This window comes from Rhodococcus sp. IEGM 1318 (assembly GCF_033142465.1).
GTDB lineage: Bacteria > Actinomycetota > Actinomycetes > Mycobacteriales > Mycobacteriaceae > Rhodococcus_F > Rhodococcus_F qingshengii_B.
This window is the reverse complement of sequence record NZ_JAWLSC010000010.1, coordinates 58,032-73,913: the sequence shown is the minus strand read 5'-3', so window position 1 is coordinate 73,913 and position 15,882 is coordinate 58,032. Positions and strand designations below refer to the sequence as shown.

General features: G+C 62.5%; 17 protein-coding genes. 9 read left to right on the top strand and 8 right to left on the bottom strand.

Annotated features, from left to right (window positions below; translation table 11 throughout):
- The first annotated feature begins 11 nt into the window (after positions 1–11).
- A complete protein-coding gene (locus tag R4P65_RS22255) occupies positions 12–1,139 on the top strand; it encodes a GTP-binding protein (RefSeq protein ID WP_317828135.1) in 1,128 nt (375 codons plus the stop codon).
- Between the two features lie 11 nt (positions 1,140–1,150).
- On the opposite strand, the gene R4P65_RS22250 is transcribed toward R4P65_RS22255, so the two are convergent.
- Both R4P65_RS22250 and R4P65_RS22245 read right to left on the bottom strand, forming a co-directional pair.
- Positions 1,151–1,813, bottom strand: a complete 663-nt coding sequence (locus R4P65_RS22250) for a DedA family protein (protein ID WP_003944306.1) — start codon at positions 1,811–1,813, stop codon at positions 1,151–1,153.
- Between the two features lie 29 nt (positions 1,814–1,842).
- A complete protein-coding gene (locus R4P65_RS22245; protein WP_411742582.1) occupies positions 1,843–2,631 on the bottom strand; it encodes a VTT domain-containing protein in 789 nt (262 codons plus the stop codon).
- Positions 2,632–2,783: 152 nt separating this feature from the next.
- Between R4P65_RS22245 and fbaA the strand changes: the two genes are divergently transcribed.
- The gene (gene fbaA / locus R4P65_RS22240; RefSeq protein ID WP_021343256.1) at positions 2,784–3,821 is read left to right on the top strand and encodes a class II fructose-bisphosphate aldolase; all 1,038 of its coding nucleotides are present in this window, start codon (positions 2,784–2,786) and stop codon (positions 3,819–3,821) included.
- Positions 3,822–3,900: 79 nt separating this feature from the next.
- On the opposite strand, the gene R4P65_RS22235 is transcribed toward fbaA, so the two are convergent.
- Positions 3,901–4,737, bottom strand: a complete 837-nt coding sequence (locus tag R4P65_RS22235) for a nuclear transport factor 2 family protein (RefSeq protein ID WP_317828134.1) — start codon at positions 4,735–4,737, stop codon at positions 3,901–3,903.
- Positions 4,738–4,862: 125 nt separating this feature from the next.
- Here R4P65_RS22235 and R4P65_RS22230 point away from each other — a divergent pair, with 125 nt between their 5' ends.
- From R4P65_RS22230 to R4P65_RS22220, 3 genes are all read left to right on the top strand, one after another.
- A complete protein-coding gene (locus R4P65_RS22230; RefSeq protein WP_042452165.1) occupies positions 4,863–5,279 on the top strand; it encodes a DUF3151 domain-containing protein in 417 nt (138 codons plus the stop codon).
- The gene (locus R4P65_RS22225; protein WP_317552631.1) at positions 5,266–6,411 is read left to right on the top strand and encodes an FUSC family protein; all 1,146 of its coding nucleotides are present in this window, start codon (positions 5,266–5,268) and stop codon (positions 6,409–6,411) included. The genes R4P65_RS22230 and R4P65_RS22225 overlap by 14 nt, the downstream gene beginning before the upstream one ends.
- Before the next feature lie 91 nt (positions 6,412–6,502).
- A complete protein-coding gene (locus R4P65_RS22220; RefSeq protein ID WP_003944295.1) occupies positions 6,503–7,432 on the top strand; it encodes a cation diffusion facilitator family transporter in 930 nt (309 codons plus the stop codon).
- On the opposite strand, the gene R4P65_RS22215 is transcribed toward R4P65_RS22220, so the two are convergent.
- On the bottom strand, positions 7,422–7,886 hold the full coding sequence (locus R4P65_RS22215; RefSeq protein ID WP_317828306.1) for a pyridoxamine 5'-phosphate oxidase family protein: 465 nt from the start codon (positions 7,884–7,886) through the stop codon (positions 7,422–7,424). The two genes, R4P65_RS22220 and R4P65_RS22215, sit on opposite strands and share 11 nt — an antisense overlap.
- 64 nt (positions 7,887–7,950) lie before the next feature.
- On the opposite strand from R4P65_RS22215, the gene R4P65_RS22210 reads away from it, so the two are divergent.
- Positions 7,951–8,895 carry a YafY family protein gene (locus R4P65_RS22210; RefSeq protein WP_317828133.1) on the top strand — a complete coding sequence of 315 codons (945 nt, stop codon included), beginning with the start codon at positions 7,951–7,953 and terminating at the stop codon, positions 8,893–8,895.
- Between the two features lie 4 nt (positions 8,896–8,899).
- On the opposite strand, the gene R4P65_RS22205 is transcribed toward R4P65_RS22210, so the two are convergent.
- A complete protein-coding gene (locus R4P65_RS22205) occupies positions 8,900–9,841 on the bottom strand; it encodes a DUF808 domain-containing protein (protein ID WP_029254756.1) in 942 nt (313 codons plus the stop codon).
- A gap of 240 nt (positions 9,842–10,081) precedes the next feature.
- Here R4P65_RS22205 and R4P65_RS22200 point away from each other — a divergent pair, with 240 nt between their 5' ends.
- Positions 10,082–10,738: a class I SAM-dependent methyltransferase gene (locus tag R4P65_RS22200; RefSeq protein ID WP_317828132.1), complete on the top strand. Its 657-nt coding sequence runs from the start codon at positions 10,082–10,084 to the stop codon at positions 10,736–10,738.
- An 85-nt stretch (positions 10,739–10,823) separates the two neighbouring features.
- Here R4P65_RS22200 and R4P65_RS22195 read toward each other — a convergent pair whose 3' ends face one another.
- Both R4P65_RS22195 and R4P65_RS22190 read right to left on the bottom strand, forming a co-directional pair.
- Positions 10,824–11,993, bottom strand: coding sequence for a thiolase family protein (locus R4P65_RS22195; protein WP_317828131.1), 1,170 nt, complete (start codon positions 11,991–11,993; stop codon positions 10,824–10,826).
- The gene (locus R4P65_RS22190) at positions 11,990–13,405 is read right to left on the bottom strand and encodes an MFS transporter (RefSeq protein ID WP_317828130.1); all 1,416 of its coding nucleotides are present in this window, start codon (positions 13,403–13,405) and stop codon (positions 11,990–11,992) included. Before R4P65_RS22190 ends, R4P65_RS22195 begins: the two co-directional genes overlap by 4 nt.
- 58 nt (positions 13,406–13,463) lie before the next feature.
- Between R4P65_RS22190 and R4P65_RS22185 the strand changes: the two genes are divergently transcribed.
- Together R4P65_RS22185 and R4P65_RS22180 are read left to right on the top strand one after the other, a co-directional pair.
- Entirely contained in the window at positions 13,464–13,961 is a 498-nt protein-coding gene (locus R4P65_RS22185) for a helix-turn-helix domain-containing protein (RefSeq protein WP_317828129.1), read from the top strand.
- A gap of 94 nt (positions 13,962–14,055) precedes the next feature.
- The gene (locus R4P65_RS22180; RefSeq protein WP_317828128.1) at positions 14,056–15,294 is read left to right on the top strand and encodes an HNH endonuclease signature motif containing protein; all 1,239 of its coding nucleotides are present in this window, start codon (positions 14,056–14,058) and stop codon (positions 15,292–15,294) included.
- Positions 15,295–15,379: 85 nt separating this feature from the next.
- Here the strand turns inward: R4P65_RS22180 and R4P65_RS22175 are convergent, their stop codons facing one another.
- A complete protein-coding gene (locus R4P65_RS22175; RefSeq protein WP_317828127.1) occupies positions 15,380–15,868 on the bottom strand; it encodes a GNAT family N-acetyltransferase in 489 nt (162 codons plus the stop codon).
- Between the last annotated feature and the right edge of the window lie 14 nt (positions 15,869–15,882).

Here is a 15,882-nt window from a genome sequence, read left to right as displayed (position 1 = left end):
ATCATTAAGGGATGAAGCAGCTACCGGTAACCGTGCTGTCCGGATTTCTGGGCGCAGGCAAGACCACACTCCTCAACCACATCCTCGCCAACCGTGACGGTCGACGCGTCGCCGTCATCGTCAACGACATGAGCGAGATCAACATCGACGCGGCCCTTGTCGCGGGCCAGGGCCACCTCGATCGCACGGAGGAGAAGTTGGTCGAGCTGACCAATGGATGCATCTGCTGCACATTGCGTGAGGATCTGATCGACGCCGTTGGCGCTCTGGCGCGAGAAGGACGGTTCGATCAGTTGGTGATCGAGTCCACCGGCATCGCCGAACCGATGCCGGTGGCAGCGACCTTCGACTGGGAATTCGAGGACGGTTTCAGCCTCGGCTCGCTCGCGAAGCTCGACACGATGGTGACGGTGGTGGATGCGTCGACTTTCCTCGGTGAGCTGGCAAAAGGCGAACGACTCGACGAGCGCAACCTCGAAGCCGGGGAGGGGGACGGACGCAGCATCTCCGATCTCCTGGTCGATCAGGTGGAGTTCGCCGACGTCATCTTGCTGAACAAAACCGACCTGGTGAGTCCGCGGGCGGCAGGAACCGTCGAGGCAACGCTCCGCAGGCTCAACCCCACCGCTCAACTGATTCGGACGGACCACGGAAAAGTCACCCTCGATCGCGTCCTCGAAACCGGTCTCTACAACCCGGAACTGGCTGCGCAGGTACCGGGCTGGGACGAGGAACTGGCCGGTGGGCACACCCCGGAAACGGAGGAATACGGAATACGAAGCGTCACGTATCGCGCCTCGCGACCATTTCATCCGGCGCGTCTCGAGGCTGCGCTCGGTCAGTTCGCCGGACTCCTGCGAAGCAAGGGTTTCTGCTGGATCGCCAGCCGGCCCGAATTCGCCGCTATCTGGTCGCAGGCAGGCCCCAACCTCGTCATCGAACCGGCTCAACTGTGGGCGTCGGCGGCGGAGGTGCCGGGACAGGAGATCGTGTTCATCGGAGTGAAACTCGACCAGTCGGCGCCGTCACGAATCCTCGATCCGGCTCTGCTGACCGATGACGAACTACGCGAAGGATCGCGGGCCTGGACTCACTACGAGGATCCGCTGCCGGCGTGGGACCAGAGCCACCTGCACTGAGAAGACATCTTCTAGTCGAGGACTTCTTCGACCTCGACGTCTTCGGCCGGACGGGCCATCTCCTTGCGGTACTGCCAGATGCCCAACGCGGTACCGATGACCAAGCTGACCATCATCACGATCAGTACGGCGGGCAGCAACCACGGAACACGATCGAGGAACGAGCCACCATAGAAGCCGAGCAGCAATAGCACCGGCGCCCAGATGATCGCGCCGATGGTGCTCGCGATTGTGTAGCGCGTGTGGTTCATCTTGGCCGCGCCCGCGACCATTGGGCACAGAGTGCGCACCCATGGAACCCAACGGGCAATCAGGACCGCCCAGAAACCGTGTTTTTCCAACAAGATGTTGACGCGGTGCAGATTCTTCTCGGTGAAGTACTTGCCGCCCTTACGGGCTTTGATGTGATTGCCGGTCCGGTGGCCGATGACGTACCCGACCTGGTTACCGGCAATAGCGGCAATCATCGCGCCCACCGACAGTGCCCACACGTGGCCTGCACCGGACTCGTGGCCGGCAAGAACGATTCCGGCTGTGATCAGAAGCGAATCACCGGGCAGAAACAATCCGAGAATGATCGCGCACTCGATGAAGACGAACGTGACGACGATGATCCAGACCAACAGAGGCCCGGCAGTCTCGAGCGGGGAGAAACTGCCGGATGCGAGCGTCATCGTCGTCAGTACTTCGCCTCGTTCTGCAATCAGGGGGTGGGGTCTTCGGGGACTGTCACCGTCGAATTGTCCGTAGTGGAAGTATTCGCCGTTTCACCACGTCTCGACGCCAGAATTCGCTTTCCGATTTCGAAGACGATCGGCAGAACCGACACCAGGACGATCAAGATGAAGATGTAGTCGACATTGTCGCGGATGAATTCGATCTGCCCCAGGAGGTAGCCGAGCAAAGTCACGCCGGCACCCCACAGGATGCCGCCGACGATGTTGTAGGTCAGGAACAGTGAGTACTTCATCTTCGAAGCACCGGCGACCACCGGTGCAAAAGTACGCACGATCGGTACGAACCGAGCCAGGATAATGGTGATCGGGCCGTGCTTTTCGAAGAAGGCGTGCGACTCGTCGATGTACTTCTTCTTGAAGAACCGCGCGTCGTCCGTCTTGAACAGGGCAGTTCCGCCCTTGGCGCCTATGTAGAACCCGACTTGGTCGCCCAGAATCGCGGCGATCGGAATTGTCACCAAGAGCACCCACAGAGGTGCGAACGGTTCGATCTCGGTCGACTTGGAAGCCGCGATCAGCCCTGCGGTGAAGAGGAGCGAATCGCCGGGCAAGAGCGGAAACAGCAGGCCTGATTCGATGAAGACCACCAGAAGCAATCCCACCAGAACCCACGTTCCGAAGGAATTCAAGAGGTTCACGGGATCGAGGAAGCCGGGCAGCAAGGCCAGGTTCGTCACGGATTCAGTTGCTGCCTGCACATTCACGGAGGCCAGAGTACCGGCCGAATCTGAGTGTTTCCCACCACCGCAGGTCATCGCGTCGGTGGCGGTGACTGATGCCGGGGTTGTGCGGCGGCCGAGACCGCAAAGAGACGTGACGAGTCGGACTTGCCATACTGCTAGGACCACACGAAGCGCTTTCACATCGCCGAGCGCTCCGAACGACACGTAAATGGAGGACTCCCGCCGTGCCTATCGCAACTCCCGAGGTCTATGCCGAGATGCTTGGTCGGGCCAAGGAGCATTCCTTTGCCTTCCCCGCCATCAACTGTGTCGGCTCCGAATCCATCAACGCAGCCATCAAGGGCTTCGCGGACGCCGGCAGTGACGGCATCATCCAGTTCTCGACGGGCGGCGCCGAGTTCGGTTCCGGTTTGGGCGTCAAGGACATGGTCACCGGCGCTGTTGCGCTCGCCGAGTTCGCACACGTGATCGCGGCAAAGTACGACGTCACCATCGCGCTGCACACCGACCACTGCCCGAAGGACAAGCTGGACACCTACGTGCGTCCGCTGCTCGCGATCTCACAGGAGCGGGTCGACGCCGGCCGTAACCCGCTGTTCCAGTCGCACATGTGGGACGGATCGGCCATCCCGATCGACGAGAACCTGGCCATCGCCAAGGAACTGCTCGCCCTCTCGAAGGCTGCACGCATCATCCTCGAGGTCGAGATCGGTGTTGTCGGCGGCGAAGAGGACGGCGTCGAGGCCGAGATCAACGACAAGCTCTACACCTCGAGTGAAGACTTCGAGAAGACGGTCGATGCTCTGGGCATCGGCGAACAGGGTAAGTACCTGCTCGCTGCCACCTTCGGCAACGTCCACGGTGTCTACAAGCCGGGCAACGTCAAGCTCAAGCCCGAGGTTCTCGAAGAGGGCCAGAAGGTTGCCGCTGCCAAGCTCGGCCTGGCCGCCGGCTCACAGCCCTTCGACTTCGTCTTCCACGGCGGATCGGGATCGCTGAAGTCGGAGATCGAGGATTCGCTGAACTTCGGCGTCGTCAAGATGAACGTCGACACCGACACGCAGTACGCGTTCTCCCGTCCGATCGCCGGACACTTCTTCTCCAACTACGACGGCGTCCTCAAAATCGACGGCGAGGTCGGAAACAAGAAGGCATACGACCCGCGCAGCTACCTCAAGAAGGCCGAAGCAGGCATGACGGCTCGCGTCGTCGAGGCGTGCAACGACCTGAAGTCGGCCGGACGCTCGGTGTCCGCAGGCTGATCGGCTTCACAACTCAGCTTCAGAAAACAAGATGCGCGCCGGCGAAATTCTCGCCGGCGCGCATCTTCTGTTCAGGTGCTTACTTGCTGGGATCGCAAACCTTCCACGTGCCGTCCTGGCGCTCGAGGTCGAACGTGCGCCACGACTGCTCGCCGGTGCTCGGCAAACTTGCCTGCACCTGAGCGATCGCGGTGTCGTCGGTGATGCGGACCGCGTCGACGGCTCCGACCTGCGGAATCGTCTTCTGCGCGACGGCATTGTCGTGAACCTGAGCGAACGCCGCGTCCGGAATGGTGCGGTAGTACTCGCCCAGCGCTCCACACGTCGACGTTCGCAGAGTTGCCAGATCGCCGGTTTGCAGTGCGTCGACGTACGTCGAGATGGCGGTCTGGACCTGAGCTTCAGGTGAGCTTTCACCGCTACCGCTGTTGGACGAGACGAAGACCGCGATGCCGATTGCCGCGAGGACGGCGACGCCTGCCGCTGCTGCTGCGATATACCAACCCTTGCCGCTGCGCTTGGTCTTTTCCGGCGCGGCGGGCTCGATGCGAGTCGGCATCGGCTGGGCCGGAGGTGGGGTTGGCGCGACGCCTACCCGCTGAGGCGCGGCGCGCTGCGGCGGTGGTGTCGGAGCTCGAGGTGGTGTCGGAGCTTGCCGGGATGTTGGTGTCGGCTGCGCGACTTTCGGAATCGCGACGGTTGGCGCACTCGCTGCCGTGCCTTCGCCGTCCGCCTTCGGCGCCTTGACTCCGGCGTCCGCCTTCGGCGCCTTGACTCCGGCGTCCGCCTTCGGTGCCGTCGAGCCCTTGCCTGCCTTCTGAATCGCCACAGTCGCAGGTTCGGTCGGAACCGACTTCTCCGGCGCACCGTTCGGGGCTGCGCTCTTTTTCGAGTTGTCGTCTTTCGAGTCCGGCACGGGTAACCCTTCGGTCTTATGCAGCAATGACCATGTCAGGGTAACGACCGGTATGTAGCCTGCATAACTCCCACCGTCGGCGAGGCGGTCCTGTGGCGGAAAGGTGTAGCGGGCACAATGAGCGCATGACCCAATTCGGTGACCTGCTCGGACCCAAGCCCACTCTGCTTCCCGGCGACGACGACGCGGAATCGGCACTGCTCAACCACGCTGACCCGGCCCAGGTCGCGGCCGACCATCCCACTGCCTCCATCGCGTGGGCCTACCTCGCCGAGGCTGCCCTGGACAAGGGCGAAACCATCACTGCCTACGCCTACGCGCGTACCGGCTATCACCGCGGACTCGATCAACTACGCCGTAACGGTTGGAAGGGTTTCGGCCCCGTGCCCTACAGCCATGAACCGAACCGTGGCTTCTTGCGTTGCGTTGCTGTCCTGGCCAAGGCCGCGAAGACGATCGGTGAGGCCGACGAGTACGCGCGTTGCCTCGATCTGCTCGAAGACTGCGATCCCAACGCCGCCGAAGCGCTTGGCCTCGGTTAGCAGTTTCCGTCCGAGCCGGGCCGGCATCAAGGACCGTGCTCGCAAATCGGTGCGTCGGCTTCAGACGTCGGCGCTACCGATCATTCAATGTGCCTTGGCGGCCGGATTGGCGTGGTGGGTTGCCACTACGGTGATCGGGCACCATGCGCCGTTCTTCGCGCCGATTGCCGCCGTGGTCTCGCTCGGTCTGTCGCTGGGTGCCCGGTTGCGGCGCTCGTTCGAGTTGGTTGCGGGCGTCACGGTCGGTATCGGAATCGGTGACCTGATCATCTCCGGTATCGGGAGCGGACCGTGGCAGATCAGTTTGGTCGTCGTGCTGGCGATGTCCGTCGCGGTGCTTCTGAACAGCGGGCCGATTTTCTCGATGCAGGCCGGAAACTCGGCAGTGCTGGTGGCGACGCTGATTCCACCGGGTGGCAGCGGCGGGCCCGATCGCATGATCGATGCCCTGGTTGGTGGTCTGGTGGGCATCGCGGTTGTCGCGATCATCCCCACCCATCCTGTCCGACGCGCACGCAAGGATGCTGCGTCGATTCTCGGAACAGCTTCCGAGGTACTGCAATTGGTGGCAGACGGCCTTGTTGCGAACGATCCGGACCCGATCGTGAAGGCGCTCCAGAAGGCGCGCGCAACCCAAGGTGCCATCGATGGCTTGCGCACCAACCTCCTCGGCGGGCGAGAGATCAGCCGAATCTCCCCGCTGTATTGGAACAGTCGACCGCGCCTCGAAAGGCTTATGGCGACAGCCGATCCCATCGACAATGCGTTGCGCAATATCAGAGTGCTCGCGCGTCGTTCGCTGACGTTGGTCAGGGACGACGAGATTCTCGATCCCCGTTTGGTGGCTCAGGTCGAGCGCTTGTCGAAAGCCGTCGAAGTGCTGAAGGACATGATCCTGGCGGAGCCGGGGGAGCAGCCCGATCAAGCCGAGGCAGCGCGTGTCCTGCGCTCGGTGGCCAAGGAATTGAAACCGGCGATAGTCGAGAACGCGGGCCTGTCCTCGACGGTGGTGTTCGCCCAGATTCGATCGTTGGTGGTCGACCTCTTGCAGGTTGCAGGCATGAAGCGCATCTCGTCGATCGCCACTCTGCCGCCGACCGTGCCGCATCCAGCGTACGAGCCGGATCACTGACCTCTGCCCTTTCCCGCTCACTGAGCAACTCATTGTATGTATGCGAATGTATGCATATGCTCTGAGAAGGACTTGGGAGGGAACAGGACAAATGGGAGCAGGGCACGGCCATTCACATGGCCACTCGGCAGCAGATTCGGTCGGCGTAGGACCGTCACCGCAGCGCATCAGAAAAATGGCGATCGCACTTGCGATCCTCGTTGCGTTCCTCGTGCTCGAAGCCACGGTCGGCATCCTGATCAACTCGTTGGCTCTGCTTGCCGACGCCGGTCACATGCTCACCGACGTGGTGGGTATGGCGATGGGCCTGACGGCATTGCTACTCGCGAAGAAGGGCAGCACCACCGCGGCCAGGACCTTCGGTTGGCATCGCGCCGAAGTGTTGACCGCCATGGCTAACGCCGTGATGCTGCTGGCCGTCGCGGCCTGGGTCTTCTACGAGGCAATCGGCCGGATCGGTAACGAACCCGAGATCCCGGGCGGCGCCCTGATCATCACTGCGGCTGCCGGTCTGGCCGCGAACATCGTCGTGATGCTGATGCTGCGCGGCGACTCCAAGGACAGCCTGGCCGTGCGCGGCGCCTACCTCGAAGTGCTCGCCGACGCCGTCGGTAGCGTCGGCGTTCTGATCGCCGGTGGCCTTGTCCTGCTGTTCAATTGGACGTGGGCGGACGTCGTCGTCGGTGTTCTCATCTCGCTGTGGGTGGTGCCGCGTGCGATCAAATTGGCCGCAGCATCGCTGCGCATTCTGACGCAGGCATCGCCGGCCGACGTCGACGTCGAAGCGGTCGAGGCCGACCTGGCTGCGCTGCCGAGCGTGATGGGTGTTCACGACCTACACGTCTGGACGCTTACCACCGGAATGGATGTCGCGACGGTCCACCTGACCAGTGACGCGAATTCGTCGAACGTTCTGGAATCCGCGCGTACCGTCCTCGAGAGTCACGGTCTTTCCCACGCCACTGTCCAGGTGGAATCGTGTGCCAACGGCGAGCACTGCGAGAAGAACGTCACTTGGTGAAGCGGGTGATCTCCTTGCCCGGCTTCCAGAGGTCTACGTACATGTGCTCGTCGTCGACAGTCGTGTGCACCACCTCGTCGATGTCGAGGGCAAAGAGGTGCAGGGGTTTCGGAACGTCGTAGGTGTAGCTTGCCAGCACGGCTTCGAACTCGTCGCCGGTCACTTCGCGTGCAATTCCGGCGATCTTGGCATCGCCACCTTCCATCGTGTGCTCGCCGGGATTGCTGTGGAGGGCGTAGCGCCCGTCACGGATGAGGTCCTTCGCCTTGAGTGCACCGAACATCGAACCGAGCACCAGACGCCCGTCGAGGATTTCGACTTCGGTGCCGCTGACCCTCGGTGAACCATCCTTGCGCAGCGTTGCGAGGACGTGATGCTTGTGGGCCTTGAATCGTGATTGGACCGCGTCGGCGAGGGCGGGAACTTCTTCGGAGAACTGCTTCCAGGTGACCATGACGGTCATTGTGCACCCCTATTCCTGACAAGTTCTGTCAGTGATTCTCGGTAATGTTCGCGTCATGAGATCCGCGCGGTTGCTCCAACTCATGTTGCGTTTGCAGGGCAGTCGTGGCGTCGTTGCCGATCAGTTGGCCGACGAGTTCGGTGTGTCGGTGCGAACGATCTACCGCGACATGGCCTCGTTGTCGGCTGCCGGCGTGCCGATCTGGACCGAGAGCGGACCGGGTGGTGGCATTCGTCTGCTCGACGGTTGGCAGTCCAAGCTGTCCGGCATGACGGACGACGAGACGTCCGCACTCATGCTGTTGGGCGTGCCGTCCATCGCTGCGGATCTCGGGCGATCCGACGCCGTCGGTTCTGCGGGGGCCAAACTGCTGCGCACCCTGCCCGGTCCGCTGCGCGAGAGCGCGCGCTTGTGGCAGGACCGCATCCTGGTGGACGTCCCCGGCTGGTTCGGCGGAGTCGAAGACATCTCAGGTCTTCCGATCGTCACATCCGCTGTGCTCGACTCGCGTCGGCTGCGCTTCGCCTACCGCGATCGCGAGCGGACGGTCGAACCGCTGGGTCTGGTCATCAAAGCCGGTGTTTGGTACCTGGTGGCGGGGATGAACGGTCGAACGCTGTCGTTTCGTGTCGGCCGCATCAAAAATGCGGTGGTAGAAGATGATTCGTTCACCCGGCCGGTGGATTTCGATCTGCCGTCGTGGTGGGCTGCGTCGATGGCCGAGTTCGACCGGTCGCTGCTTCGTTTCGACTGCCAGGTGCGGTTGTCACCAGAGGGCAGGCGCCGGCTCCCCGACGTGGTGGGCGAGCTTGCGGCTGCTGTCGACGTGGGACCCGAGGACGACGACGGATGGGTGGGCGCCGGGCTGAAACTCGAGAGCGAAGCCGTCGCGCTCTCACAGTTGATCGGGCTGGGAGCCGACGTCGAGGTGCTCGAACCCTCGTCCTTGCGTGAAGGGATGCGCACCGTGGCGGAGCAGATGGTGCTCCGCCACAGGTAGGCGATCAGGCCGTCGCAGAACGCTTTGCGAGCAGGCGGGTGATACCCAGTTGAGCTGCGACGATGATGGCGCCAACCACCAGGCCCAGCGCTGCCGAGGCAAGGGTGTTGACGATCCACGCCAGTACGCCACCGACTCCGGCGATGTCACTGACTGCTTCTTCCCCGTGATGAACGGCGTCGTACAGCGGGTGGAAGCCCAGTTCGTCGATGCCGACCAACAAGATGTGGCCACCGACCCACAGCATCGCGGCGGTACCCACCACCGAGAGCACCGACATCACGTGAGGCATACCGCGAACCAGTCCACGGCCGACCTTGTGGGTGAAGCCCGACGACGTCTCGGCGATTTTCAAGCCGATGTCGTCCATCTTCACGATCAGTCCGACGACGCCGTAGACGACCACGGTGATGACCACGGCGACGACGGCAAGAATTACCAACCGGCTCCAGAAACCTTCGCCCGCGATGGTGTTGAGTGCAATCACCATGATCTCGGCGGACAGGATCAGGTCGGTGCGGACAGCACCCGAAACCACGGCCTCTTCGTCGCGAGGGTGCTCGTCGGCCGTTTCGTGGTGATCACCGTGGCCGAATATCGCACCCCAGATCTTGTGCACTGCTTCATAGCTGAGGTAGCAGCCACCGACCATCAACAGTGGTGTCAGGAGCCAGGGAAGGAACTGACTGAGCAGCAGAGCGATCGGCAGGATGATCAGCAGCTTGTTGCGCAGCGATCCGATGGCGATGCGCTTGATGATCGGTAGTTCGCGCTCGGCCGCGAGTCCACGGACGTACTGCGGTGTGACGGCTGCGTCGTCGATGACGACACCCGCAGCTTTGGCGGTCGCCTTACCGGTTGCTGCGGCGACGTCGTCGATCGAGGCGGCTGCCATACGAGCCAGGGCCGCGACGTCGTCGAGCAGGGCGAAGAGTCCGCCGGCCATCACAGACCTCCAGTGGAATCAGTGGAAAAAGGTGGCCGGACCGAACCGGTGACGCAGTTACTTGATCGCACGAGGTCTCTATCCATGATCGTCGTAGGTGAGGTCAGGTCACCTGGAACGATACCGGGGGCTTCCGTCAGGGACGACCTTGCTCGGTCGGTTGCCCTTCGTCACGAAAGGTCTTCCCGACCCGGTGCTCGCATGTAAGACTGCACAGAAGATCGATCGAAACGGGGCACTATGCGTGAACCAGACACTGCACAGGTCGCCAAGACTTTCGACGCAATGGCGGCGCACTACGACCGACAGATCGGGCGCTTCGAACGCTTTGTGCTCGGTGACGCCCGGAAATGGGCTGTGGACCAGGCGCATGGCCGCGTGGTCGAGATCGCCGTGGGTACCGGGCTGAACCTGCCTCTCTACGGGGATGACGTCGATTACGTCATCGGCGTGGATATCTCGAGTGCGATGCTCGATCAGGCCAGGGTCAAGGTCTCCGAGGGGGTGAAGACCGAAGTCGACCTACGTCTCGGAGACGTGCAAGCACTCGATGTTCCCGACGAGTGCGTGGACACGTTGGTGTCCACGTACGCCTTTTGTACGATCCCCGATCCGGACCGAGTTGCGAGCGAAGCATTTCGGGTCCTGGTGCCTGGTGGTCGATTCGTTCTCGCCGAGCACGGGCCGAGCAAGAACGTTGTTGCTCGTGCGTTGATGAAGGCAGTGGAACCGCTTTTTGTTCGGTTCGGAGCTGATCACCTCACTCGCGAACCGGTGGCATACCTCGAAAACGCCGGTTTCCTGATCGACGAGGTGCAGCGCAGCGGACGGGGCGGAATCGTATTTCGGGTGGTGGCGAGGAAGCCGGATCCCGAATGGACGGCGCTCGGTCACTGATGTCCGAATGGACGGCGCTCGGTCACTGATGTCCGAATGGACGGCGCTCGGTCACTGATGTCCGAGCGCCGTGCATGGAGTTGGCTCAGCCCAGACGCTCCAGGATGGTCGCGTTGGCCAACCCACCTGCCTCACACATGGTCTGGAGCCCGTAGCGCGCGCCGCGCTGTTCCATCGCGTTGACCAGAGTGGTCATGATCCGCGTTCCACTGCCGCCCAGCGGGTGGCCGAGCGCGATGGCGCCGCCGTGGACGTTCACTTTGGACAGATCGACGCCGGTGTCCGCTGCCCACGAGAGGACCACTGGGGCAAAAGCCTCGTTGACTTCGAACAGATCTATGTCCGAGACCGTCAACCCCGCACGGGCCAGGACCTTCTGGGTAGCAGGGATGACCGCGGTGAGCATGTACAGCGGATCGTCGCCGGCGACGGCGAAGCTGTGCACTCGTGCCTTCGGTGTGAGGCCGAGTTTCGCGGCGATCTCACTGGTCGTGATCATCACCGCTGAACTGCCGTCCGAAAGCGGGCTGCTGTTTCCCGCGGTGATGGACCAGTCGATCTGTGGGAATCGCTCTGCGTAGTAGTCGGATTCGAAGGCGGTCCGTAGGCCGGCAAGGGTCTCGACCGTGGTGCCGGGGCGGATCGCTTCGTCGATCGAGAGTTGCGGGAGAGTGACGAGTTCCTTGGTGAAGTAGCCACTTTCGGTTGCCAGCGCGGCTTTCCGGTGACTCGACGCCGAGAACTCGTCCAGTTGGGTGCGGCTCAGTTCCCACTTGGCGGCAATCAATTCGGCGCTGATGCCCTGCGGTACCAGACCGTCCGGGTAACGCTCTTCAAAACCTACCCCGAGTGACTCGCGCCCGACGCTGCTCGAGCCCATCGGCACTCGGCTCATCGACTCGACTCCGGCAGCGACGACGATGTCGTATGCTCCGGCGATGACGCCCTGAGCAGCAAAATGAACCGCTTGTTGGCTACTTCCACACTGCCGGTCGACAGTGGTTCCCGGAACCGACTCCGGGTAGCCGGCGGCGAGAAGGGCAGTGCGAGTGACATTCTGGCTCTGATCGCCGACTTGGCTGACCGCGCCGCCGATGACGTCGTCGATCAGTGCGGCATCGATTCCGGTTCGCTCGACCACCGCTTTCAGGCTGTGAGCGAGCAGGTCGACGGCATTGATGCCGTGCAGTGCGCCGTTAGCCTTTCCCTTGCCGATCGGAGTGCGAACGGCTTCGACGATAACTGCGTCTCTCATGACAAATTCCTTTCAGAGATGGCGGATTCAGCGGGGACAACTGGGGTGGGTGAAGTAGCCGGGGTCATTCCCAGCGATGCCAGTGCAGAGGCGAGCGCGACAGCGAAGATCACCCACCAGGCCTGACGGAAAGTGTCAGGGGCGACGGAGGAGCCGAGAACCGCGATCAGAACGCTCACGCCGAGAACGGTTCCGATCTGTCGGCTCATGCTGACGATTGCGCTACCGGTGGCTGATCGGGCCGGCGCCAGATCTGCGGTGGCCTGGGACAGAATGGTCGGGAGGGCAAGGCCGACGCCGATTCCGGCGATGATCCAGCCCGGCAGGAGTCCGGTCGCGTAGTTGGGCGTTGAATCAACCGAGACGAGGACCAACACCGTTCCGACGGCCCACAGAATGCTGCCGAGTGCGGCGACGAGTCCGGCCGAGTACCTGCGCGACAGCGATCCCCCGGCGATCGCGAACAGCGGAACCAGAAGCGGGCCCGGCGAGACGGCGAAGCCGGTTCGCAATGCCGAGTATCCCCAAACTTCTTGCAGCCAGAGGATGTTCGAGAGCAGGCCGGCAGCAAATGCCGCGCTGAACAGGATGGCGGTGACGTTGGACCAGGCAAACGAGCGGATCTTCAGAAGGTCGGGAGCAATCAAGGGAGTGCGATGGCGAGAGTTGCTCCACCAGAACGAGAGTAGGGTGACGGCGGCGACGGCGAAGGCCATCAGAACGCGGCTGTCGGTCCATCCCCAGTCCGGACCCTGGACGAGAGCGAGTGCAAGAGAGCCGATTCCGACCGTGAGAAGGGCAGCGCCGACGAAGTCGATTCCGGCATCGGGGTCTTTATGCGTCGTGTCCGGTACGAGCCGGACTGCCAAATAGAGCAACACGATCCCTACCGGAACGTTGATCAGGAAGACCCAGCGCCACGACGCCTCGACGAGAATGCCGCCCACGACGGGGCCGAATGCCGCGGCAGCCGCACCGGCCGCCGCCCAGATGCGCACGCCGGATTGACGTTTCGCAGCCGGGAGGGCACTGATCAGGAGGCCGAGGCTGGCCGGGGTGAGCGCCGCGGCGCCGACCGCCTGGACGATGCGGAATGCCACCAGCGCCCACAATGAGGGGCTAAAAGCGCAGGCGGCGCTGGCGAGGGTGAACAGTGCGAGGCCGGCGATGAAGGCGCGCTTGTGTCCGATCCTGTCCGCCCAGCGTCCGAGGGGGATCAACAGCGCGGCGTAGACGATCGCGTAGCTGTTGAGGATCCAACTGAACTCGCCGAGCGAGTGACCCGGGTAGCTCTTGGCGATGTCGCCGAAGGCCACGTTGACCACAAAGAGGTCGAGGCTGGCGACGAACGGCGCCCCCGACAGTATTGCGAGGAGGGGTCCGGTCCGCACCGGCTGGCTATGAAGTTCCATAGTCAGCAATCTAGACTCTGGCTATGGTTATGGCAAGCCAGGGGGTATGGTGAAACCCATGGACGCTGTACGACTGACTGGGGTGCTCGAAGATCGCGACGCCTGGCGGGCCACGCATTGTTCGATCGGGCGGGCTATGGAAGTGGTCGGCACTCGCTCCGCAATGCTGATTTTGCGAGAGGCCTACTACGGCACAACTCGTTTCGACGACTTTGCGTCGCGGGTCGGCATTACCGAGGCGGTGGCGTCGGCGAGGCTGAAGGAACTCACGGAGGCGGGCCTCTTCGAGCGTGTGCCGTACAAGGAGCCTGGAAAGCGGACGCGGCACGAGTACGTGCTCACCGAGAAGGGTCGTGACCTGCTGCCGGCGGTTCTCGCGCTGATGCAGTGGGGGGACAAGTACCTGCACGGAGGAAAGGGTGGACCGCTGGCGGTGGCGGACGACGCTACCGGTGAGCGCGTTCGCGTCGAGGTGCGCAGCGAGTCGGGGCGTGAAGTGCCGCTCGGCGAGTTGCGCGTCTCTGTCAACGAATCGCGTGGACGTCGGCTCGAATAGCGATGCATTTCAACAGCTCTCGAGTTTTTCGGTCTTCTTGAAGTTGTCCGTTGTGTCTCTGGTTATCGAAAGTTTGTTCGATTAGACTTTGGGCATGGACAGTCGGGATGCGTGGCAGCTGGATGGTGAGGACCTCAAGAGTGAGGTTCTGGATCTGGTGCGTGTCCGGCACGAGTTGCAGTCGCGGATGGTGTTGCTGATCGTGGAGATGTTTTCCCGGGAGGTTCTCGGTGGGAAGGGTTTTCGGGCGATCGCGCAGTGGTTGCATGATTCGACGAATCTGGAGATCGGTGAGTGCAGCTTACTGGTCGGGTTGGCGCGGTTGTTGATGCTCGAACCTGTTGTCGCGGATGCGTTTCATCGTGGTGACGTGGATGCGTTGAAGGCCCGGCAGGTGGCGTCGTTTTGTCAGCATCCGCCGAAGAACATGACCCCGGCGGATGTGGACAAAGCTCGCGGGATCTTGTTGGGGTTGGCGTCGAAGAACATTGCCGATTGTGATGCGGTGCGGGCGGCGATTCGGCGGATCGAGAAGCAGTACGGAAACCGCGAGGATGGCGTTCCGGTGGGTGAGGATTCGGAGCGTAACGAGTTCTATGCCTCGAAAGGCTTGTACGGGCGCGTCACGGTGAAAGGTGATCTGGACGCGGTCAACGGTGCCCGGTTGATCACGTTGTTGTCGAGCCTGTCGGCGCCGACGCCGGAGAAGGACGGCGTCAAAGACACTCGCACTCCGGCACTACGACGTGCGGATGGGTTCTGTGAGTTGTTGCGGCGGTACGAGCGGGCGGGACTGGGTCCGATCGAGGGCGGCGTGAAACCACACATCACGGTCACCGCCAGCGCGAAAGACATGACCGATATGCAGGCCTTGAAGGACTTGCTGCCGTCCACCGAGGAACTCGGGTACGCGTGGGCGGATTGGGCGGGCCCGATCAGCATCGACACCGCACGGATGCTCGCCTGCGACTGCACCGTCACCCGGATTCTGTTGGATGAAAATGGTGTTCCGCTCGACTGCGGCAAGGAAGTAAGAACCGCGACGGTTCCGCAAAGGCGAGCGTTGACGGTGCGTGATGGTGGGTGCGCGTTTCCAGGGTGCGGGACACCGTCGGGGTGGTGCGATGCCCACCATATTGTTCACTGGGGTGATGGTGGCCCAACGGATCTCGACAATCTGATCTTGTTGTGCGGTCATCATCATCGGACGCTGCACCACACCGAATGGCGGGTGGAGATCGGCCAGGATCGGAAGGCGGTGTTCTACCCACCGATGTCGATTGATCCGTTCCAGCAGCCGATCGGCGGGAACAGTCCACCCACCGCGGCCTGAACCGAAGCAACTCAAGACGCGAGCACCGGGGCACAGTCGTGCTCCGGTGCTCGAGCCTGCGTTCTGGAGTCTTGGTGGCTGGGAGTCAGCTCAGTGACTTCTTGAACCCGACATGGGAGGCGACAAATCCGAGTCGCTCGTAGAAGTCGTGAGCTTCCTTGCGAGTTTGATCCGAGGTGAGCTGTGCCAGGAAGGCACCGCGCCGGGCACCTTCTTCGCAGGCCCAGCGGATCATCGAACTGCCGATGCCCTTGCTGCGGAAATCCTCGTGCACGCGAACGGCTTCGATCTGCAGTCGCGTCGCGCCCATCCGGCTCATACCCGGAATGAAGGTCAATTGCATTGTGCCGATTACAGCGTCGCCGACAAGAACTGTGACGAGGAGTTGCGCCGGATCCTCGTCGATTCGCTTGAACGCGTCCTCGTAGATCATTCGGGCCTCGGGGTTGGTCGTCTCCCGAGTGCTCCCGATCGGGTCGTCGGCGAGCAAGTCGATCAGTGCTTCCACGTGTCGAATCTCGGCCCGCGTGAGGGTGTACTCCACTCCGCCGGACTGAAATGACGTCGCAATCATCGATGCTCTCCTGA

What these genes read in the sequence shown, in the direction of transcription:
- R4P65_RS22175 (WP_317828127.1), bottom strand. Translation starts at nt 15,868, where the DNA reads ATGATTGCGACGTCATTTCAGTCCGGCGGAGTGGAGTACACCCTCACG.
- R4P65_RS22250 (WP_003944306.1), bottom strand. Translation starts at nt 1,813, where the DNA reads ATGACGCTCGCATCCGGCAGTTTCTCCCCGCTCGAGACTGCCGGGCCT.
- R4P65_RS22255 (WP_317828135.1), top strand. Translation starts at nt 12, where the DNA reads ATGAAGCAGCTACCGGTAACCGTGCTGTCCGGATTTCTGGGCGCAGGC.
- R4P65_RS22210 (WP_317828133.1), top strand. Translation starts at nt 7,951, where the DNA reads ATGAGATCCGCGCGGTTGCTCCAACTCATGTTGCGTTTGCAGGGCAGT.
- R4P65_RS22200 (WP_317828132.1), top strand. Translation starts at nt 10,082, where the DNA reads ATGCGTGAACCAGACACTGCACAGGTCGCCAAGACTTTCGACGCAATG.
- R4P65_RS22195 (WP_317828131.1), bottom strand. Translation starts at nt 11,993, where the DNA reads ATGAGAGACGCAGTTATCGTCGAAGCCGTTCGCACTCCGATCGGCAAG.
- R4P65_RS22190 (WP_317828130.1), bottom strand. Translation starts at nt 13,405, where the DNA reads ATGGAACTTCATAGCCAGCCGGTGCGGACCGGACCCCTCCTCGCAATA.
- R4P65_RS22180 (WP_317828128.1), top strand. Translation starts at nt 14,056, where the DNA reads ATGGACAGTCGGGATGCGTGGCAGCTGGATGGTGAGGACCTCAAGAGT.
- R4P65_RS22245 (WP_411742582.1), bottom strand. Translation starts at nt 2,631, where the DNA reads ATGACCTGCGGTGGTGGGAAACACTCAGATTCGGCCGGTACTCTGGCC.
- R4P65_RS22185 (WP_317828129.1), top strand. Translation starts at nt 13,464, where the DNA reads ATGGACGCTGTACGACTGACTGGGGTGCTCGAAGATCGCGACGCCTGG.
- R4P65_RS22230 (WP_042452165.1), top strand. Translation starts at nt 4,863, where the DNA reads ATGACCCAATTCGGTGACCTGCTCGGACCCAAGCCCACTCTGCTTCCC.
- R4P65_RS22215 (WP_317828306.1), bottom strand. Translation starts at nt 7,886, where the DNA reads ATGGTCACCTGGAAGCAGTTCTCCGAAGAAGTTCCCGCCCTCGCCGAC.
- R4P65_RS22205 (WP_029254756.1), bottom strand. Translation starts at nt 9,841, where the DNA reads ATGGCCGGCGGACTCTTCGCCCTGCTCGACGACGTCGCGGCCCTGGCT.
- R4P65_RS22220 (WP_003944295.1), top strand. Translation starts at nt 6,503, where the DNA reads ATGGGAGCAGGGCACGGCCATTCACATGGCCACTCGGCAGCAGATTCG.